The organism is Nocardia jiangsuensis, assembly GCF_042650385.1.
Taxonomy (GTDB): Bacteria; Actinomycetota; Actinomycetes; order Mycobacteriales; family Mycobacteriaceae; genus Nocardia; species Nocardia jiangsuensis.
This window is the reverse complement of record NZ_JBHSAX010000017.1, coordinates 397,247-419,925: the sequence shown is the minus strand read 5'-3', so window position 1 is coordinate 419,925 and position 22,679 is coordinate 397,247. Positions and strand designations below refer to the sequence as shown.

The window sequence follows — 22,679 nt, the reverse complement described above, 5'->3', positions numbered from 1 at the left end:
CCGGCTTGGTCGACGTATCAATTTCACACCTTCGCTTCGTCTCGGGTTGTCGACTGGCACGTCCTGACGCGGACACGCGCCCCGAACCCTACGGTCTGTGTAGTCGCGGCGGCCCCGCGTGACGTTACTGTGACTTCGCCCCATCATGCCCGACGGCGGCGCCGGGCCAGGAACGGGTTCCCGGCCGGGGCCGTCAGCGCGCGGCGGGTTGCTGCGAGCCGTGCTCGGCCAGCCCGCCGAGTGCGCGCACCCAGTGCTCGGCGAAGACCCGGATCTCGTCCTGGTTGAACGCCGTCTCGACGTAGTCGAAGCGGACGAGCAGGCCGTCCGGGCCGACGTCGATCAGCAGGTCGAGCAGCACATCCGCGACGGGGGGCTCGATCAGCACCCGGGCCGGGCGGACGTCGCGGTAGCGCAGCGCGTATCGGCCCTGCGCGGCGGCGGCCAGCTCCCTGCGGGCGGTGACGTGCCGCAGCACCGAGTAGCCGGCGCCGCCGGACGGCACCGCGGCGCGCGCGGCGGCCACCTGCTCCAGCAGGGCGCCCGCGGCCGGGCCGCCGACCAGCGCCTCGGCCACGTCGACGGTGGCCGGGGGCAGTGGGAGCGGATAGCCGACGTCGAAGGCGCCCGCGACCCCGTCGGTGCGGCCCGCGCTCCTCCCGTCCGCCTGCAGCCGGACGACCGGGCCGATGGCCCTGGTGACCGCCTGGTCTGCGGCGGTGCGCACGGCGAGCGCGGTGGCGGCGAGCAGTACGTCGAGCACCTCGGCGCCGTGCGCGGCCGCGGCGGCGGCCACCGCCGCGGTGCCGTCGGCGGTGATGGTGAGCGAGATGCGGCGGCGGCCGCCCGCCGGGATCGGCGGCTCGGCCGGGCGGCCTGCGAGGGTGCCGCGCCACCAGTCCAGCTCGGCGCGCTCGGGGCCGGCCAGGCGGCGGCGCAGGGCGGTGAGCAGTTCGGTGACGCCGTCGTCGGCGCCGGACGGGTTGGCGTGCCTGCTGCCGGACCAGGCGGTCGAGAGATCGTCGGCCAGGATGCGCCAGGTGGTGTCGTCGACGACGAGGGCCGAGGCGACCAGGAGCAGGGTGGCGGAGCCGTCCGGGCGGGCGGCGAAGACGAAGCGGATGTTGCGGCCCGCCGCCGGGTCGAGTTCGGCGGAGACCTCGGTGACCATGCGGTGCAGGGGTGGGAGCCCGCCGGAGAGCGGGAGGTGCACGAAGGGATCGTCGACCCGCTCGGCCGGGGGCGGGAGTTCGAAGACCGGGCCGGGGGCGCCCGGCTCCTGGCGCCAGCGGGACCAGAGCAGGGGGTGGCGCTCCATGACCGCATCGATGGCGGTGCGGACCGCTGTCGGGTCGGTTCCGGCCGGTACGTCGACCGCTGCCGCGCGGACCTGCGGGGCGAGGCCGAGGTGGACCGCCGTCGGGGTGGTGATGGGGAGGCGGGACGGGAGGACCGCGGTGGTCAGCGCCGAGGTGGAGATGGTCGGGACCTGGGTTCTCGGCTCGGCCGGGCGCGGGTCCGGCTCGGTGAGGGCGGGGCCGAACGGGTTGGGGGTTTCCTGGCGGGCGCGGTGGCGGGGGGCTTTGTCCTCGTCGTAGGTCGGGAGGTCGGGGGTGCCGTGCGCGGGGGCCGACCACGGGGAGTCGGTCTGGCCGGGTTCGGTGGGGTTCGGTACGTGGACGGGGTTCGACGGGGTCGCCCACGGGGTGTTCGGGTCGGGCCCCCCGCCGGCGGGGGCGCCGTTCGCCGGGGTGGACCAGGGGTACTCGGTGCCGGTTCCCACCGGTGAGGTGTCCGGGCTCGGGACCGAGGTGCCGTTGGCCGGGGTGGACCAGGGGTACTCGGCGGGGGCTGCCGCCGGTGTGGGTGCCGCGCTCGGCACCGAGGTGCCGTTCGCGGGGGTGGCCCGAGCGGGCTCGGCGGCGGGCGGTGCCGAGGCGGCGGGTGACTCGGGGGCGGGTGCCGACACCGCAGTGCCGTTGGCGGGGGTGGCCCAGGGGAAGTCACCGGTGGGGTCGGCGGCGGGCGGTGCCGGTGTGTCGGTGGCCCACGAGGGCTCAGCGGTCCGGGGCGGTTCGGTGACCGGCGTCGCCGTGCCGCCCGCAGGTGCGGCCCATGCGGGCTCGGCAGCCGATGCCGGGTCGACAGCCGAGGTGGCGGTACCGCTCTCGGGTGCGGCCCATGCGGAGTCGGGCGATGGCGGGTCGGCAGCAGGCGCGGCGGGGGCGGGGTGTTCGGTGAGGGGGCGGATTTCGGTGGGGGCGTCGGCGGTGAGGATGGCGTCGAGGAGGGGGGTGACGGTGTCCAGGGCGGTGGAGTCGGTCATCTCCTCGTGACGGACGGGGACCTCGTGGTCGAGGATGCGGGCGGCGTGCGGGCGCCAGGAGGCGATGACGTCGTGGTCGCGGCGGTCGTCGGCGGCGGCGCGGAAGTAGTGCACGGTGCCGTCGAAGACGCCGGGCCGATGCCGCGGGAGCAGCAGGACCGAGCGGACCGCGGTGGTGTAGGCGGCGCGCAGGCGGACGCGGTCCACCTCGACCATCTCGGTGGGGATGCTGCGGTGCAGCGCCGCCAGGTGCTCCTCGGAGAGTTCGGCGAGCCGGTCGGGGTCGACGTCGCGCATGCCGATCTCGGCGAGCATGCGGACCGTGGTCTCGCGCCAGGTGGTGAGGTCGAAGGCGAAGTCGGCGTCGAGCAGGGCGAGCAGCCCGACCTGCTGGCCCGCGGCGCGCAGCCGCACCGCGATCTCGTGCGCGAGTACGCCGCCGAGCGACCAGCCGAGCAGGTGGTACGGGCCGTTCGGGCGCACCGCCCTGATCTCGGCCACGTACCGCTCGGCCAGCTCGGCGAGTGATTCCGGGCCGTCCCAGGCGTCCGGGCCGGTGAGCGGCTCGGAGAGGACCGGGGATTGGATGCCGTACACGGGGAATCCCGAGGTCAGGCGGGCGGCGAGCGGCTGGTAGCACCAGGCCAGGCCGGCCATGGGGTGGATGCAGAACAGGGGCGGTTGCTTCGCGTCGCCCGTGCGCAGCGGAAGAACGGCGGCGAGGGCCGGGTCTGCCGGAGCGGCGGGTTCGGCGGCGTGCTTGCCCGCGGGGAGGGGTTGGTGGACGGCGGGCGGCATGTCGTCGGCGGGCGCCGGGGACCGGGAGTCGTCGCCGAGGCCGGTGCCCGGCCCGGCGATTTCGCCCGCGGGAAGACCGGCGGCGGAATCGGGTTCGGCGCTCGGAGCACCGAACGGGTGCTGAGCGTCCCCGGCCGCGTGCACACCGGACTGCTGGGGCCCAGCCCCGGCCGCGTGCACACCGGACTGCTGGGGCCCAGCCCCGGCGGCGTCCTCGTGCGACTCGGGCACCACTCCCCCGGCCAGGTGCGCGGCGGGGACCGCGGGCACGCCGCGCGCCCCGTCGATCCGCGCCGCCAGATCGGCGACCGTCGCTCCGTCGAACAACCACGGGACGCGGACGGGCACCTCGGTCTCCGCGACCAGGCGCGCGACGACGCGTACCGCGTCGAGGCTCGTCCCGCCGAGGGCGAAGAAATCGTCGTCGGCGCCGACGGCGGGGGTGCCGGGGAGCGCGGCGGCGAAGGCGGCGGCGACCAGCTGCTCGGTGCGCGTCTCCGGTGCGCGGCCGGTGCGGGGCGCGAAGCCGGGGGCGGGCAGGGCGCGGCGGTCCAGTTTTCCGGTGCCGGTGAGCGGCAGCTCGGTGAGCGGGACGACCGCGGCGGGCACCAGGTACCCGGGCAGCCGGGTGCGGGCGAAGGCCAGCAGCTCGGCCGGGTCGACGACCTGGCCTGCGACCGGCACCGGGTAGGCGACGAGCCGCCCGTCGGACACAGTCACCGCGGCGACGGCGACGGCGGGGTGCGCGCGCAGCACCGCCTCCACCTCACCGGGCTCGACCCGCTGCCCGCGCAGCTTCACCTGGAAATCGTTGCGACCCAGGTACTCCAGCCCGCGACGACCCAGCCGGACGACGTCGCCGGTGCGGTAGAGCCGCTCACCGGGCCGGAACGGGTCGGCCACGAACCGCTCGGCGGTGCGCCCCGGCTCGCCCGCGTACCCGCGGGCCAGCTGGACCCCGGCCAGGTACAGCTCGCCGGGTGCGCCGATCGGCACCCGGCGCAGCAGCCCGTCCAGCACGTGGATGTCGGTGCCCGCGACCGGGGTTCCGATCGGCACCGGGCCGGTGCCGCTGTCGGTGTCGGCGCGGTAGGCCGTGACCACGGTCGCCTCGGCGGGGCCGTACCAGTTGTGCAGCTCGCCGGTGAGCAGCGCGGTGCAGCGATGCACGGTGCTCCGGCCGAGCGCCTCGCCCGCGGCGAAGACCCGGCGCGGCAGCGCGGCGGGCTCGCCAGGGGTCTCGGCGAGCAGCCCGAGGTAGGCGTCGAGCAGCGACGGGACGAAGTGCACGGTCGTGACGCCCGCGCGCTCGATGAGGGCGCGCAGCAGCGCGGGCTCGCGGTGCGCGTCGGGTTCGGCGATCACCAGCCTGGCTCCGGTCTGCAGCGGCCAGAACAGTTCCCAGGCGTGGATGTCGAAGGTGACCGGGGTCTTGAGCAGGACGACGTCGGTGCTGTCGTGCGGGTGCGCGGCCTGCGCCCAGCGCAGCTGGTTCACCAGCTGCCGGTGCGTGATCAGCACGCCCTTCGGCCTGCCCGTCGAGCCGGAGGTGTGCACGACGGAGACCAGCGTGTCGGGGCGGTTCGCGTAGGCCCGCGCGACTCCGGGCCGCACCTCGGCGAAGTCGACGACGGTCAGGTCGGTGCCGGTGCGGAAATCGGCGGTGGCGAGGACGAATTCGGGGCGGAGCCGCGCGAGCACCGCGTCGATCCGCTCGGCGGGGTCGGCCGGGTCGAGCGGGACGTAGGCGGCGCCGGTCTCCAGCACCGCGTAGATCGCGGTCACCAGGTCGAGTGAGCGCGGCAGCGCCACCGCGACGAGGCGCTCCGGCCCGGCACCGAGGTCGGCGAGCGCACCGGCGAAACCGGCGACGCGGGCGGCGAATTCGGCGTAGGTCAGGGTCTCGTCGCCGTACGTCACCGCCGGCGCGTCCGGGGTGCGCGCCACCTGCTCGCGGAAGAGCGAGACCAGGGTGTCCTCGCCGGGCGGCGGGGCGAGCGCGCCGTCGTTGAGCGCGTCGAGCACGGCGCGCTCCGGGCCGGGCAGCAGGTCCAGCGCGGCGAGCCTGCGGTCGGGGCCGAGCGAGATCCGGTCGAGGACGACGCGCAGCCGCTGGGTGAGCACGGCGGCGACCGAGTCCTCGACGGTGTCGCGGCGGAAGAGCACCCGGATGCCGAGCTGCGCGCCCACCTCGACCAGCAGGGTGATCGGGTAGTGCGTGTAGGTGACGGAGTCCAGCGCGCCGAGGCCGGGCGCGCCGGTGGCGTGCTCGGCGGCGGCGCGCAGCGCCTCGGTGTCCACCGGGTAGCTCTCCACCGCGACGAGGGTGTCGAAGAGCGGGTCGGCGGAGCCGTTCCGGTGCGCGGGGGCGCGCTGGATGTCGGCGAGGCCGAGGTGGTGGTGGTCGAGCAGCGCGGCCTGCTCGGACTGCAGCCGGGTGAGCAGGTCGCGCACGGTGCCCGGCCCGCCGGTGCGCACCCGCACCGGGACGGTGGTGGCGAAGAGCCCGACCATCTCCTCGGCGCCTGCCAGCTCGGCCGGGCGGCCGGAGACGACCGCGCCGAAGACCACGTCGTCGCTGCCGACGGCGCCGCCGACGACCAGCGCCCACGCGGCCTGCACGACGGTGGCGACGGTGACGCCGGTGCCGGTGGCGAGCGCACCGAGCACGGCGGTCCTGGTCACGTCGACCTCGACGACGGCGGTGCCGACCTCGTCGCGCTGCTCGGGCCGGACCGGCCCGGCGAAGGCGGCGAGCGCGGGGGCGAGCAGGGTCGGCTCGACGCCGTCGAGCGCGGCGGCCCATGCCGCGGTCGCGGCACCGCGATCGCGCTCGGCGAGCCACTGCACGTGGTCGCGGTACGGCCGCGGCGCGGGCAGCTCGGGGCCGCCCGCGTAGAGCACGAGCAGGTCGCGGACCAGCAGCGGCATCGACCAGCCGTCGAGCAGCAGGTGGTGCAGGGTGAGCGTGAGGTGGGCGCGGCCGGATTCGGTGCGGTACAGCGTCATCCGGAGCAGCGGGGCGGTGCCGGGGTCCATCGGCTCGGCGCGCTCGGCGGCGCGCAGCGCGGGCAGGTCGGCGTCGGGGACCGGCTCGAAGTGCTGCCAGGGCAGCGCGACCCGCTCGTAGACCAGCTGCACCGGGGTGCCGTCCGCGGTGTGCGCGAAGACCGTGCGCAGCACGGCGTGCCGGTCGAGCAGCGCGGTCCCGGCGGCGTAGAGCCGGTCGAGGTCGACGTCGGCGGGGAGTTCCAGCGCGAACTGCATGACGTAGTAGTCGGGGCCCGGCTCGGCGCTGTGTACGAGCAGCCCGGCCTGCAGCGGGGTCACCGGGAGCACGTCGACCAGCCCGTCGCCGGCCAGGCGCCAGCCGTCGAGTTCGGGCTGGGACACCGCGACCAGCGCGACGTCGGACGGGGTGAGCCCGCCCGCCGCCGGGTGGTCCAGGTGCCCGGCCAGCGATTCCAGCGCGGCCAGCCAGTCCTCGGCGAGGTCGCGGACGTCGGCCTCGTCCAGGATGCCCGCGACGTAGCGGAAGGTCGCGGTGAGCCGGATGCCGTCCAGGTCGTCGGCGACGGCGTCGATCTCGATCACGCCGGAGGCGGGCAGTTCGGGTGCGGGGTCCAGCTCGATCCGGCCGAACTCGCCGGTCGGCAGCCAGTCCATGGTGAGCGCGTCCGCGATGCCGCCCGCCCGGCCGAGGTAGTTGAACGAGATCTGGCCGGGGTGCGCGGGTTCGGCGAGCCCGCCCGCCGGGTCGAGCCTGCGCAGCATGCCGAAGCCGATGCCGCGGTCGGGCACCGCGCGCAGGTTCTCCTTGACGGCGCGCACCGCCTCGGCGGCGCCCGCCCCGCCCTCGTAGTCGGGGCCGAGCGCGACGGCGCCGAGGTCGAGCGCGACCGGGTGCACGGTGGTGAACCAGCCGACGGTGCGGGCCAGGTCGGCGCCGGGCACCGCCTGCTCCTCGCGGCCGTGGCCCTCCAGCCGGACCACGGTGGTCGCGGCCTCGACGCCGCGCCGGGCCCGCCAGGCCCGCACCGCCATGGCCAGCGCGGTGAGCAGGGCGGTGTCCGGGCCGGTGTGGTAGAGCGCGGGCAGCCGGGTGAGCACGGCGGCGGCGACCGGGCCCGGCACCGGCACCTCGAAACGGCCGGTGCCCGCGTGGGTGTCGCGGCGCGGGTCGAGCGCGCGCACGCCGAGCAGGGGGTCGGGGGTGGCCAGGATCGAGCGCCAGAGCGGGAGCTCGTCGGCGCGGCCGGGCGCGGCGGCGGCGAGGCCGTGCGCCCAGCGGCGCAGCGAGGTGCCGACCGGAGGCAGCTCCACCTCGATGCCGGCCGAGATCTGCGCCCACGCGGTGACCAGGTCGGGCAGCAGCACCCGCCAGGAGACGCCGTCGATCACGTAGTGGTGCACGGCGAGCACCAGCGCGTCGCGGTCGTCCGGGCGGTGCAGCCAGACCCCGGCGAACATCCGGCCCGCGGCCGGGGCCAGCTCGGCAAGCGCGGTGTCGGCGGCGACGGTGGCGAAGCGGTTCAGCTCGGCCTCGCCTGCGGCGGCGGGCACGTCGAGCCGGGTGATGGCGGCGTCGACGAGCTCGGTCGAGTTGGTCGCCCTGGTCTCGAACTCCCAGCCGCCGAGCGCCGGGCGCAGCCGGGCGCGCAGCGCGTCGTGCCGCTCGACCACGGCGGCGAGGGTGGCGACCAGGTCGACGCGGTCGATCCCGGGCGGCAGCGCGAGCACCATGAACTGGCCGAAGCGGTCGACGATGCCGCCGCGGTCGAGGAAGTCGGCGAGCACGGGAAGCAGCGGCATGGAGCCGATTCCGCCGCCGGAGAGCTCGGCGGGCGCGGTGCCCTGGTGCGTCGCGGTGCGCGCGATCCGGGCCAGGCCGGCCACGGTGCGCTGCTCGAACACCTCGCGGGCGGTGATCACCAGCCCGGCCGCGCGCGCCCCGCCGACCACCTGGATGGCCGAGATGCTGTCGCCGCCGAGCGCGAAGAACGAGTCGTCGACGCCGATGTGCTCCAGCCCGAGCACCCGGCCGAAGATCTCGGCCAGCCGGGCCTGGGTGGCGTCCACCGGGGGCCGGGCGGTGCCGCCCGCGGGGACGGGGGCGGGCAGCGCGGCCCGGTCGAGCTTGCCGCCCGGGGTGAGCGGGATGCTCTCCAGCACCACCAGCGCCGCGGGCACCAGGTGCGCGGGCAGCCGGTGCGTGACGAAGGCGTGCAGCTGCTCGACGCCGATCTCGCGGCCGTCGGCGGGCAGCACGTAGCCGACCAGCCCGACCGCGCCGCCGGGCAGCTGCCGCGGCTGCACCACCGCGAAGCCGACCGTTTCGTGCGCGGTGAGCACGGCCTCCAGCTCGCCCGGCTCGATCCGCAGGCCGCGGATCTTCACCTGCAGGTCGTTGCGGCCGAGGAACTCCAGGTCGCCGGCGGCGGTGCGGCGCACCAGGTCACCGGTGCGGTACATGCGCTGGCCGGGCAGCCAGGGGCAGGCGACGAAGCGGGCGGCGGTGAGCCCGGGGCGGTTGCGGTAGCTCTCGGCGAGCGCGGCGCCGGCGATGTGCAGCTCGCCGACGGCGCCGGTCGGCACCGGGTGCAGCCGGCCGTCGAGCACCCACTCGGTGATCCCGGCGACGGTCTCGCCGAGCGTCACCGGGGCGCCGGGCTGCAGCCGGGCGCTGTTGGTCATGACGGTGGCCTCGGTGGGGCCGTAGCCGTTGTGCAGCTCGCGCACCCGGCCGTCCGGCAGCGTGATCGCCCAGCGGGCGGCGAGCTCCGGCGGGCTCGCCTCGCCCGCGGCGAGCAGCGAGACCAGGTCGGGCAGCGCGGCGGGGTCGAGCGTGGCCAGCACCGACGGGGTGAGCACGGCGTGCGAGACCGCCTCGGTGCGCAGCAGCAGGCCGAGCTCGTCGCCGCTGGAGGCGCTGCGCGGGGCGATGACCAGGGTGGCGGCCGCGCCTGCGGCGAGCAGCAGCTCGAAGATCGAGGCGTCGAAGGAGGGCGAGGCGACGTGCAGCACCCGCGACTCGCCGGAGGCGCGCAGCGCGACCCGCTGCGCCACCACCAGCCCGGCCAGCCCGAGGTGGTGCACCGCGACGCCCTTCGGCGCGCCGGTCGAACCGGAGGTGTAGACGACGTAGGCGATGTCGGAGGGGCTGAGCGGGGCCAGCCGGTCCCGGTCGGTGACCGGGGTGGCGCCGAACTCGTTGATCCAGTTGTCCGAGCCGCGGCCGTCCAGGGCAAGCCAAGGCAGGTCGGCGGGGAGCCGGTCGCGCACCGCGGCCAGGGTGAGCCCGAGCACCGCGCCGGAGTCGGTGACCATGAAGGCCACCCGCTCCGGCGGGTAGTCCGGGTCGACCGGGACGAAGGCGGCGCCGGTCTGCGCCACCGCCCAGATGGCGAGCACCGACTCCGGGGTGCGCGGCATGCCGACGGCGACCACGTCGCCGGGGCCGATCCCGCTGTCGATCAGGGCGCGGGCCAGCCGCGCCGAGCGGGACTGCAGCTCGGCGTAGGTCCAGACCCGCTCCCCCGCGCGCAGCGCGACGGTAGCGGGCGCCTGCGCGGCCGCGCCGGTGAGCAGGTCGGAGAGGGTGAGCAGGTCGGGCGCGGGCCTGCCGCCGAGCCGGGACGACCCGCCCAGCTCGGCCTCGGTGACCAGCGGCAGGTCGCCGACCGGGGTGCGCGGCGCCGCCGCGACCGCGGCGAGCAGCCGGACGAAGCGGCCGGCGAAGGCGCGCACGGTGGACTCGGCGTAGCGGTCGAGCGCGTAGCCGACCGAGCCGACCAGCGCGGCGTCCCGCTCCGGCCCGGCCGCGCCGATGGCGACCGAGAGGTCGAAGCGCTCCACCCGCAGCTGCGGGTCGAGCACGGTCAGCTCCAGGCCGGGCAGGGCGAAGCCGGTGGCGGGCAGGTTCTGGTAGGCGAGCGCGACCTGGAAGAGCGGGCTGCGGTTCAGTGCCCGCTCCGGCTCCAGCGCTGCGACGACCTCCTCGAACGGGACGTCGGCGTGCGCGAAGGCGGCCAGGTCGGTCTCCCGCTGCCTGGCCAGCAGCTCGGCGAAGGGCTCGGCCGGGTCGATCCGGCTGCGCAGGACGAGGGTGTTGACGAACATGCCGACCACGTCGTCCAGCTCGGCGACGCCGCGGCCGGCGACCGCGGTGCCGACGGCGATGTCGTCGCCGCCACCGAGCCGGGCGAGCAGCACCGCGAGCACGGTGTGCACGGTCATGAAGAGCGAGGCGCCGGTGCCCCGCGCCAGCTCGTCGAGGGCGCGGTGCACCGACGGGTCGACGGTGAAGGCGACCGTGCCGCCGCGCAGCGACGGCTGCGCCGGGCGCGGCCGGTCGCCCGGCAGGCTGGACTCCGCCGGCAGCCCCTCCAGGGCGTCCCGCCAGTAGCGCAGCTGGGCCGCGCCGAGCGAGTCGGGGTCGTCGGGATCGCCGACGGTGGCGCGCTGCCAGAGCGCGTAGTCGGCGTACTGCACCGGCAGCGGCGCCCACTCGGGCGCGGCGCCGTCGATCCTGGCCCGGTAGGCGGCGACCAGGTCGCCGGTGAGCGGGCGGATGGACCAGCCGTCGGCGGCGATGTGGTGCAGCACGACGACGAGCACGTGCTCGGGGCCGCCGTGCTCCGGGTCGGTGACGGCGAGCAGCGCGACCCGCACCGGTACCTCGGCGGCCACGTCGAACGGGGTCGCGGCCAGCTCGGCCACGCGCTGGGTGACGTCGGCCGCGGCCACCGGCTCGATCGTGAGCTCGATGCCGTTGCCGGGCGGCAGGATCCGCTGCTCGGGGCCGACACCGGAGTCCGGGTAGCTGGTGCGCAGCGTCTCGTGCCGGTCGATGACATCGCCGAGCGCGGCGTGCAGCGCGGCGGTGTCGAGCGCGCCGCGCAGCCGGACCGCGACCGGGATGTTGTAGGCGGTCGCCGCGGTGTCGAACTGGTTGAGGAACCACATCCGGCGCTGTGCGGGGGAGAGCGGCACCGTGGCCGGACGGACCGCGGCCACCAGCGCCGGGGCGTCGTCGACGGGCGCGCCGGTGAGCCGGGCGGCCAGCGCCGAGACGACCGGGAGCTCGAAGACCAGCGCCACCGGGACCCGGCGCTCCAGCGCGGCGCCGATCCTGGCCGCGACCCGCATGGCGCCGAGCGAGTTGCCGCCGAGCGCGAAGAAATCGTCGTCCCTGCCGACGCCGGTGGTTTCCAATACCTCCGCGTAGGCGGCGGCGACCAGCTCCTCCACCGGGCCGCTCGGCGCGGTGAAGGCGCGCGCGGTGAACTCCGGCGCGGGCAGCGCCCGCCGGTCGAGTTTGCCGGAGCTGTTCAGCGGCAACGCATCCAGCTCCACCAGCGCGGCAGGCACCAGGTAGCCGGGCAGCCGGGCGAGCAGCCGGGTGCGCAGCTCGCTCCGGTCGAGCCGGGCGCCGCCGGCGGGCACCAGGTAGCCGACCAGGTGTTCACCCTCGGCCACCGGCACCGGCACGACGACGGCCTGCGCCACTCCGGGCGCGGCGAGCAGCGCGGCCTCGATCTCGCCGAGCTCGACCCGCTGGCCGCGGAACTTCACCTGGAAGTCGGCTCGGCCGCGGTACTCCAGCTCGCCGGAGGCGGTGCGGCGCACCAGGTCACCGCTGCGGTACATGCGGGAACCGGCCGGGCCGAACGGGTCGGCGACGAAGCGGTCGGCGGTGAGGTCGGGGCGGCCGAGGTAGCCGCGGGCCAGCTGGCCGCCTGCCAGGTAGAGCTCGCCGACCACGCCGTCCGGGACCGGGTGCAGCCGCTCGTCCAGCAGGTACACCCGGCTGCCGCCCTGCGGCTCGCCGATGGCGACCGGCACGCCGGGACGCGCGGTCCAGCCGGTGATCGAGACGGCGGCCTCGGTGGGGCCGTACAGGTTGTGCAGCCGGGCCCGGGTGGCGGCGGCGAAGGCGGCGACGGTCTCCGGCGGCAGCGCCTCGCCGATCACGAAGAGCTCGCGCAGGCTCGCCAGGTCGGCGCTGGCCCGGCCCGCCGCCGCGACCAGGGCGGTGAGCACGGACGGCACGAAGTCGGTGGCGGTGATGCCGCGCGCGGCGATGGTGTCGAGCAGGTACCGCGGGTCGCGGTGGCCGTCCGGGGTGGCGAGCACCAGCCCGGCGCCGGCGCGCAGCGGGAGCAGCCAGCCCCAGAGCGAGACGTCGAAGGTGGTCGCGGTCTTCTGCAGGTAGCGATCGCCCGGCTCCAGCGGGTAGCGCGCCAGCATCCAGCTGATCTGCTGGTGGATGGCGCGGTGCGGCACCGCGACGCCCTTGGGCTGCCCGGTCGAGCCGGAGGTGAAGAGCACGTAGGCGGGGTGCTCGGGGTGCAGCGGGGCGCGCCGCTCGTCGGCGGCGAGTGGCTCGGCGGCGAAACCGGCCGCGTCCAGGCTGTCCAGCTCGAGCACCGGCAGCCCGGCGGGCGCGGGCACCCGGTCGGCGGCGGTGGTGAGCAGGCAGACCGGTGCCGCGATCCCGAGCACGGTGCCGATCCGCTCGGCCGGGTGCTCCGGGTCGAGCGGCAGGAAGGCGGCGCCTGCGGTGAGCACCGCGTAGATGGCGATCACCAGCTCCGGGGAGCGGCGGATGGACAGCGCGACCACCGTTTCCGGGCCTGCCCCGCGGGCGATGAGCAGCCGGGCGAGCCGGTTCACCGCGGCGTCGAACTCGGCGTAGGTGAGGACGCGGCCCTCGTACTCCACCGCGACCTGCGCCGGGAGCGTGCGCACCACCCGGCGGTATCCGTCGAGCAGCTCCTCGATCGGCACCTCGAACTCCGGGCCGGACCACACCGCGGTCGCCCGCTCGGCGGCGGTCAGCAGCGCGGCGTCGCCGACCGCGGTGGCCGGATCGGTGACCAGTGCGTCCAGCAGGCGAAGCAGCCGGTCGGCGAAGCCTGCGACGGTCTCGGGCTCGAAGAGGTCGGTGGCGTAGGCGAACTCGGCCGCCGCCGCGCCATCGCGGGGCGGGGTGACGGTGAGCTGGAGGTCGAAGCGGGCGCGGACGCCGTCGACGTCGAGCCCGTTCACGGTGAGGCCGGGGAGTTCGAGGGCGACGGGGTCGAGGTTCTGGAAGAACAGGGCGACGGTGAAGAGCGGGTGGTGGGCGGCGCTGCGCTCGGGGTCGATGACCTCCACCAGGCGCTCGAAGGGCAGCTCGGCATTGGCGAAGGCGGCGAGATCGGTTTCGCGGACCCGGGCGAGCAGCTCGGTGAAGGGTTCGGCGGGGTCGATCGGGGTGCGCAGGACCAGGGTGTTGACGAACATGCCGACCAGGTCGTCCAGCGCGGCCTCGCCGCGGCCTGCGACGGGGGTGCCGATGGTGATGTCGCGGGTGCCGGAGAGCCGGGCCAGCAGGACGGCGAAGGCGGCGTGGGTGACCATGAAGGCAGAGGCGCTGTGGCGGCGGGCGAGTTCCTCGACCGCGCGGTAGGTCTCGGCGGGGATGGTGAAGCCGTGCCTGGCGCCGCGGCCGGAGGCGACGGCGGGGCGCGGGCGGTCGGCGGGCAGGTCGAGGCGGGCGGGGATGCCGCGCAGGGTGTGCTGCCAGTAGCCGAGCTGGGCGGCGGCCATGGACTCGGGGTCGTCCTCGGCGCCGAGGAGTTCGCGCTGCCAGAGGGTGTAGTCGGCGTACTGGACCGGCAGCGGCGCCAGGGCGGGTTCGCGGCCTGCGGCGCGGGCGAGGTAGGCGGTGCTCAGGTCGCGGACCAGCGGGGCGACCGAGGCGCCGTCGGCGGCGATGTGGTGCAGCACCAGCGCGAAGACGAACTCCTCCGGGCCGAGCTCGTAGAGCGCGGCGCGGACCGGCGGCTGCTCGGTGACGTCGATGCCGACATTCGCGAAGTCGGCGAGCTTGGCGGGCAGCGTGGCCGGGTCGGCCGGGCGTGGATCCAGGTCGGGCAGCACCCCGGCGACCGGGAGCACCACCTGGTGCGCGGCGCCGTCCACCGCCGGGTAGACCGTGCGCAGCGCCTCGTGCCTGGCCAGCACGTCGGCGACGGCGGCGCGGATGGCGGCGACGTCGACCGCGCCGGTGAGGCGGAGCGCCACCGGGATGGTGTCGGTGGGCGAGCTGGTGTCGAACTGGTTCAGGAACCACATGCGCTGCTGCGCCGGGGAGAGCGGCAGCCGCTCCGGGCGCGGCACCGGGGTGAGCGCCGGGCGCGCGCCGGAGCCCTGCATCTCGGCGAGCCGGGCGGCCAGCGCCGCCACCGTCGAGGCCTCGAAGACGAGCCGGGCGGGCACCGTCGTATCCAGCCGGGCGCCGAGCCGGGCGGCCAGCCTGGTCGCGCTCAGCGAGTTGCCGCCGAGCGCGAAGAAGTCGTCGTCCGCGCCGGCCCGCTCGGCGCCGAGCAGCTCGACGAAGACCCCGGCGACCAGCGCCTCCAGCCGGGTGGCAGGCGCGCGGTAGGCCGCGCCGCGCAGCACCGGCGCAGGCAGCGCGGCGCGGTCCAGCTTGCCGGTCGGGGCCAGCGGCACCTCGTCGAGCAGCGTGATGGCGGACGGCACCATGTAGGCGGGCAGGCTCCGCTCGGCGAGCGTGAAGAGCTCCCTCGGCTCGGGCGTGCGGCCCGGTTTCGGCCGCACGTAGGCGGCCAGGATGGTGCCGCCGTCGGGCCGGTCGATGCCGAGCGTCGCCACGAAGTCGACGTCGGCGTGCCCGGCCAGCACGGCGTCGATCTCGCCCAGCTCGATCCGCCTGCCCCTGATCTTGACCTGGGTGTCGGTGCGGCCCACGAACTCCAGATCGCCGGACCTGGTCCAGCGCACGAGATCCCCGGTGCGGTAGAGCCGGGAGCCGTCCGCGGCGAACGGGTCGGCGACGAAGCGGTCGGCGGTGAGCCCGGGCCGCGCGAGGTAGCCGCGGGCCAGCTGCGCACCGGTCAGGTACAGCTCGCCGACCACCCGGTCCGGCACCGGGCGCAGCCGCCGATCCAGCACGTACACCCCGTTGCCCGGGATGGCGGTGCCGACGGTCGGCACCAGCCTGCCGCTGAGCTGCTCGGTGACGGTGGTCGCGACGGTGGCCTCGGTGGGGCCGTAGGCGTTGTAGAACTCGCGGAAACCGCTCTCCCCGATCGGCAGCACCCAGCGCCGCACCAGGTCGGCCTTGAGCACCTCACCGCCGGTCAGGACGACGCGCAGGTCGTCGAGGCCGTCCGGCTCCATCGAGGCGAGTGCGGTCGGGGTGAAGACGGCGTGCGTCACCCGCTCCCGGCGCAGCAGCGCGGCCAGGTCGGCGCCGCCGTACACGGTCGGCGGTACCACGACGGCGGTGGCCGAGCCGGCGAGCGTGATCAGCAGCTCGAGGAAGGAGGCGTCGAACGAGGGCGAGGCGAAGTGCAGCACCCGGGAATCCGGTGTGACGCCGTACTTCTCGCGCTGGTGCGCGCCGAGCCGGGCGAAACCGGCGTGCGTCACCACGACGCCCTTCGGCTGCCCGGTGGAGCCGGAGGTGTAGATGACGTAGGCCGGGTGCCTCGGCTCCAGCGGCCTGCGCCGATCGGTCTGCTCGACCGCGCCGGCCGGGTAGGCGGCGTAGGCGGTGTTCTCGCTGTCCAGCAGCAGCCACTCCGCGGCGCCGGGCAGCCGGTCGCGCACGCCGGCGACGGTGAGCCCGAGCAGCACGCCGGAGTCGCCGATCATGTGCGCCACCCGGTCGGCCGGGTGGTCCGGGTCGATCGGCAGGTAGGCGGCGCCGCTCTTGGCGATGGCCCAGATCGCGAGCAGCGACTCCGGCGAACGCGGCATGGCCACCGCGACGATGTCCTCGGGGCCGACGCCGCGCGCGATCAGCGCGCGCGCCACCCGGTTCGAGCGCTCGTCCAGCTCGGCGTAGGTGATCTCCACAGCGCCGTCGGCCTCGGCGTAGCGCACGGCGGCGCCGACCGGCGCGCTCCAGACCGCAGCGGTCATCAGCTCGGGCAGCGTGGCCGCGGCGACCGGGGCCGCGGCGAGCTGGGTGCGGGCGTGCGCGCGCTCCCGCTCGGCGGGGTCGAGCAGGTCGATGGCGCCGACCGCGATCTCCGGGTCGTCGGCCACCGCGGCGAGCACCCGGGCGAAGCGGCGCGCGAAGGACTGCGCGGCGACCTCGTCGAAGACGTCCGCGGCGACGGTGAAGAGCGCGACCAGCTCGCCCGCGTGGCCGTCGACCCGCGGCCGCGGCTCCACCACCACCTGCAGGTCGAACTTCGCGGTGACGGCGCCCGGGTCGAGCGCGCTCACCCGCAAGCCGGGCAGCTCCAGCGCGGGCGGCTCCACGTTCTGGAAGGCCAGCATCACCTGGAAGAGCGGGTGGTGCGGGCCGACGTGCCCGGCGACGACGTGCTCGACCACCTGCTCGAACGGCACCTCGGCGTGCGCGAAGGCGTTCAGGTCGGTCTCCCTGACCCGGTCGAGCAGGTCGGTGAAGCTCTCCTCCGGCGCGAACTCGGTGCGCAGCGTGAGCGAGTTGACGAACATGCCGACCAGGTCGTCCAGCGCGCGGTCGCCGCGCCCGGCGTACGGGGTGCCGATGGCGAGGTCGCTGCTGTCCGCGAAGCGGGCGAGCAGCACCGCGAGCGCGGCGTGCACGGCCATGAAGACGGTGGCGTTGCGGCCGCGGGTGAGCCGGATCAGCGCCTCGTGCACCTGGGCCGGGATCACCACTCGCGCGGGCAGCCCGCGCATGGTCGGGGTGGCCGGGCGCTGGCGGTCCCACGGCAGCTCGAGCACGGCGGGCAGCCCGGCGAGCTGCTCCTTCCAGTACGCCAGCTGGCTCGCCGCCAGCGAGCCGGGGTCGTCGGCCGAGCCGAGCACCTCCTGCTGCCGGATGGCGTAGTCGGCGTAGCGCACCGCGAGCGGCGCGTAGGCGGGCGGAACGCCGGTGCGGCGGGCGGCGTAGGCGGTCACCAGGTCGCGGGCGAGCACCGCCACCGAGGCGCCGTCGACACAGATGTGGTGCAGGACGAGGACGAGCAGGTGCTCGGTCGGGCCGGTCTGCACCAGCACCGCGCGCACCGGCACGTGCTCGGCGACGTCGAACGGGTTGCCCATGAGCTCGGCGACGAGCCGGCCCGGGTCGGCCGCGCGGCGGACCGGCAGCCCGTCGGGCATGGTCTCCTCGACCGTCCGCACCTCCTGGTACGGCATGCCGTCCGGGCCGAGCGGGTAGCGGGTGCGCAGCGGCTCGTGCCGCTCCAGCACGTCGGCGACGGCGGCGCGCAGCGCGGGGGCGTCGAGCTCGCCGGTGAGCCGGATGGCCAGCGGGATGTTGTAGACCAGCGACTCCGGGTCCAGCCGGTTCAGCACCCACATGCGGTGCTGGGCCGGGGCCGGCGGCACCCGCTCCGGCCTGCGCACCGGCACCAGCGGCGGCCGCTCGGCGCGACCGTCAGCGGCCGCGCGGCTGGCGACCACCCGGTCGGCCAGCTCGGCGACGGTCGGCGCGTCGAAGAGGTCGCGGACCGCGACCGCGGCGTCCAGCGCCTCGTTCACCCGCGCCACCGCACGGGTGGCCAGCAGCGAGTTGCCGCCGAGCGCGAAGAAATCGTCGTCCCTGCCCACCTCGGTGGCGCCGAGCAGCCCGGCGAACACGTCGGCGACGCCCTGCTCGATCGGCCCCGCCGGGCCCTGCGCCTGCGCCGCGCCGATCACCTCGGGGCTGGGCAGCGCGGTGCGGTCCAGCTTGCCGTTGCGGGTGAGCGGGAGCGCGGGCAGCACGGTGATCACGTCCGGCACCATGTGCGCGGGCAGCACCGCGGCCAGCTCGGCGCGGAGCACCGCCGGATCCGGCCCGGAGTCGGTGAAGGCGTCCCAGACCTGGCCGGGCACCACGTACCCGACCAGCCGCTCGCCGCTGTGCTCGGCGGCGCGGACCAGCACCGCGGCCTCGGCGACGCCGTCCAGCCCGAGCAGCGCGGCCTCCACCTCGCCCGGCTCGATCCGGAAACCGCGCACCTGCACCTGCTGGTCGGCGCGGCCCAGGTACTCCAGCGCCATGCCCGCGCCGAACCCGGCCCAGCGGCCGAGGTCGCCGCTGCGGTACATGCGCGCGCCGGGCGGGCCGAACGGGTCGGCGACGAAGCGCGCCGCGGTCAGCCCCGGCTGCCCGGCGTAGCCGCGGGCCAGCTGCCCGCCGCTGACGTGCATCTCGCCGATCACCCCGACCGGCGCCGGGTGCAGCCGGTCGTCGAGCACGTACGCCCTGACCCCGGGCAGCGCGCGGCCGATCACGCCGACCGCCTCCGCCGCCATCCGCTCGTCCAGCACCTGGAAGGTGACGTGCACCGTGGTCTCGGTGATGCCGTACATGTTCACCAGCCACGGGGCGTCCCGCGGGTACCGCTCGTACCAGCCGCGCAGCCCGCGCAGGTCGAGCGCCTCGCCGCCGAAGACCACGTAGCGCAGCGCGAGCGGGTCGGCGCCGCCCGCCACCGCGACCCGGTCCGCCTCGGCCAGCTGCCGGAAGGCCGACGGGGTCTGGTTCAGCACGGTCACCCGCTCGCGCACCAGCAGCGCGCGGAACGCCTCCGGCGAGCGCGCGGTCAGCTGGTCGACCAGGACGACGGTGCCGCCGGTGGCGAAGGCGCACCACAGCTCCCAGACCGAGAAGTCGAAGGCGAAGGAGTGGAACAGGGTCCAGGCGTCGTCGGCGTCGAAGTCGAAGATGAGCTGGGTGTTGGCGAAGAGCTCCAGCACGTTCCGGTGCGTCACCCGGACGCCCTTGGGCGTCCCGGTCGAGCCCGACGTGTAGATGATGTAGGCCAGGTTGTCCGGCCGCAGCTCGCCGCGGCGCGCGGCGGCGAGCCTGCGCTGCGGGGCGAGCACCTGGGTGACGAACTCGTCCGGCTCGGCGCCGGTGCCGAGCTCGGCCAGCGTGACCACGGGAATGCCGGTGGGCGGGAGCAGCTCCCGCTCCGCGCCGGTGGCCAGCACGGCGACCGGGGCGGCGTCGGCGAGCAGGAAGTTCAGCCGCTGCGCCGGGTAGCCGGTGTCCAGCGGCAGGTAGGCGGCGCCGGACATGAGCACCGCGAGCAGCGCGATCGGCAGCTCCTCGGTACGCCCGGCGGCCACCGCCACCACCGTCTCCGGGGCGGCGCCGAGCTCGATCAGCGCCCGCGCGGCCCTCTCGGCGCGGGCCCAGAGCGTGCCGTAGTCCAGCTCGGTGCCGAGCTCGCCGGGGCCGCGCACGGCCACCGAGTACGGCCTGGCCTGGGCGCGGGCCGCGACCAGGTCGACGAGGGTGAGCTCGGGTACCGGCGCGCCCGCGGTGTTCCACGCATTCAGCACCAGCTCCTGCTCGCCGGGCGCGAGCAGGTCGAGGTCGCCGACCGGAACGGTCGCGTCGGCCGCGACCGCGGCGAGCACCCGGACGAAGCGGTCGGCGAAGTCGCGCACGGTGGGCGGGTCGAAGAGGTCGGTGGCGAAGTCGATCGACGCCGCCAGCCCGGAGCCCGGGTGCTCGACCAGGGTGAGCTGCAGGTCGAAGCGGGCGTGGCCGGTGCTGTGCAGCTCGATCGGGCGCACCGAGAGCCCGGGCAGCTCCAGCTCGGTGCGCGCGATGTTCTGGAAGGTCAGCATGACCTGGAAGAGCGGGTGCCGCGCGGGCGAGCGCACCGGGTCGAGCAGCTCCACCAGCCGCTCGAACGGGACGTCGGCGTGGCCGAAGGCCGCGATGTCGCCGCCGCGCACCGCGCTCAGCAGCTCGGTGAAGGGCACGTCGGGGCGGACCGCGGCGCGCAGCACGAGGGTGTTGACGAACATGCCGACGACGTCGTCCAGCGCCGCGTCGCCGCGGCCGGCGACGGGGGTGCCGATCACCACGTCGTCGGTGCCGGAGAGCCTGCTCAGCACCACCGCGAGCGCGGCGTGCACCACCATGAAGAGCGTGGCGTCGTGCTCGGCGGCGAGCCTGCGCAGCCCGGCGTGCGTGCCCGCGTCCACCCGGAAGGGGAGGGTGTCGCCGCGGTGCGAGGCCTGGGCGGGGCGCGGCCGGTCGGCGGGGAGCTCCGGCTGCGGCGGCAGCTCGGCGAGCCGGGCCCGCCAGTAGCCGAGCTGGTTCGCCATGGTCGAGGTGGGGTCGTCCTCGGAGCCGAGGGTGTGCCGCTGCCAGAGCGCGTAGTCGGCGTACTGGACGGTCGGCGGCTCCCAGTCCGGCTCGGCGCCGCCGGTCCGGCTCAGGTATGCCGTCATCAGGTCGCGGGTGAGCGGGGCGAGCGAGAAGCCGTCCGCGGCGATGTGGTGCACCACGCAGACCAGCACCGCGTCGTCCGGGCCGAGGTCGAGCAGGAGCACCCGGATCGGCGGCGCGGCGGTGACGTCGAAGCCGCGCGCGGCGGCCGCCATGACCAGCTCCTGCACCTCGTCCTCGGCGGCGCTGCCGCGCTCCAGCCGGGGCAGGACGGGGTCGTCGACCGGCCGGATGTCCTGGTAGCCGACGCCGTCCAGCTCCGGGTAGACGGTGCGCAGCACCTCGTGCCTGCCGACCAGGTCGGTGATGGCCAGCTCCAGCGCCGCCACGTCGAGCGCGCCGGTGAGCCGCACCGCCGTCGGGATGTTGTTGACCGCCGACTCGGGGTCGTAGCGGTTCAGGAACCACATGCGCTGCTGCGCGTAGGAGAGCGGGATGCGTTCGGGGCGCGGCTGCGCGGTGAGCGGCGGCCTGCCGCCGGTGCCCGCGTACGCCGCCACCCGCTCGGCGAGCGCGGCGACGGTGGTCGCCTCGAAGAGCAGCTGCACCGGGACCTTGGCGGCCAGCGCGGTGCCGATCCTGGCCGCGGCCCTGGCGGCGAGCAGGGAGTTGCCGCCCAGCTCGAAGAAGTCATCGTCGGCACCCACCTCGCCCTCGGTGCCGAGCACCGCGGCGAATGCCTCGGCCACGGCCCGCTCGGCGGCGGTCTCCGGCGCCCGGAAGTCGCGGGCGGCGAAGACCGGCTCGGGCAGCGCGGCCCGGTCCAGCTTGCCCACCGGGTTCAGCGGGATGTGGTCGAGCACGACGACGGCCGCCGGGATCATGTACGCGGGCAGCGCGCGCCCGGCGAAGAGCACCAGCTTCTCGGTGTCGAGCACCGCACCCGGCCGGGGCAGTACGTAGGAGACCAGCGCGGTGACCCCCGACGGCAGCACCCTGCCGAGCGTGGCGGCGTAGTCGACGTCCTCGTGCGCGGTGAGCGCGGCGTCGATCTCGCCCAGCTCCACCCGGAAACCGCGCACCTTGACCTGGAAGTCGGTCCGGCCGAGGAACTCCAGCGGGCTGTTTTCGGAGTCGGTGCGCCTGGCCAGGTCACCGGTGCGGTACATGCGGGTGCCCGGCTCGTCGAGCTCGCTGCCGAACGGGCAGGCCACGAAGCGGCTCGCGGTGAGCGCGGTGCGGTTCAGGTAGCCGCGGGCCAGCGCGGGCCCGGCCAGGTACAGCTCGCCGGCCACGCCGGCGGGCACCGGCCGCAGCCTGGCGTCGAGCAGGAAGGCGTGCACGCCGGGGTAGGCGGTGCCGATGGTGATCGGCTCGCCCGCGCGCAGCGCCGGGGTGCCGGTGGCGGCGATGCTGGCCTCGGTCGGGCCGTAGGCGTTGAAGAAGTTCCGCGGTGGAACCGCCCAGCGCCGGACCAGCTCCGGGCCGAAGCGGTCGCCGATCACCATGACCGAGCGCAGCGAGTCGATCCCGCCCGGATCCACCGACTCCAGCGCGCCCGGCGTGATCAGCATGTGCGTGACCCGCTCGCGGCGGATGAGATCGGCCAGCTCGAAGCCGCCGAACACCCCGGGCGGCGCGATCACCAGGGTGGAGCCGGTGGCGAAGGCCAGCAGCAGCTCCAGCACCGAGACGTCGAAGTTGGGCGAGCAGATGTGCAGCACCCGGGAGCCCGGCCGCACGTCGTAGTGGTCGCGCTCGTGCGCGACCAGCGCGCCGAGCCCGGCGTGCGTGACGACGACGCCCTTCGGCCTTCCGGTCGAGCCGGAGGTGTAGAGCAGGTACGCGGGGTGCTCGGCGTGCAGCGGCCGCACCCGGTCCTCGTAGGAGACCGGGTGGCCGGGCCGCTCGTCGACGCGCTTCGCCAGGGTGGGGTCGTCCAGCTCGATCCAGTAGGCGGCGGTGCCGAGCATCGGCCGGTGCCTGCTCAGGGTGAGGCCGAACTCGGCGCCGGAATCGGCCACCATGTGCTCGATCCGCTCGCGCGGATAGGTGGGGTCGATCGGCACATAGGCCGCGCCCGCCTTGGCGATCGCCCAGACCGCGAGCACCGACTCCGCCGAACGGGTGATGGCGATCGCAACCACCGCGCCGGGGCCGACGCCCCGCGTGATCAGCTCGCGGGCCAGCCTGGACGAGGCCTCGTCCAGCTCCCGGTAGCTCAGCTCGACCTGATCGCCGGGCTCGCCGGTCGGGTTGTACCGGATCGCGACCGACTCCGCCGCAGCCTCTACCGCCCCGGTCAGCAGCTGAGCGAACAGCGGGCTACGGGTTTTGCGCCGACGGCTGTCCCGGTTCGAGCGTCGGTGGGAGTCCATCGTGTGCATCCCCTAAGGCAGAGCAGCTTCTCGAGTGTAGGCAGCG

Annotated in this window: 1 protein-coding gene; it reads right to left on the bottom strand. The window is 75.8% G+C overall.

The genetic code is table 11. The features are described from left to right. Nucleotides 1-193: 193 nt before the first annotated feature. Nucleotides 194-22,633, bottom strand: coding sequence for a non-ribosomal peptide synthase/polyketide synthase (locus ACFO0B_RS21130; protein ID WP_378614250.1), 22,440 nt, complete (start codon nucleotides 22,631-22,633; stop codon nucleotides 194-196). Between the last annotated feature and the right edge of the window lie 46 nt (nucleotides 22,634-22,679).

What these genes read in the sequence shown, in the direction of transcription:
- ACFO0B_RS21130 (WP_378614250.1), bottom strand. Translation starts at nt 22,633, where the DNA reads ATGGACTCCCACCGACGCTCGAACCGGGACAGCCGTCGGCGCAAAACC.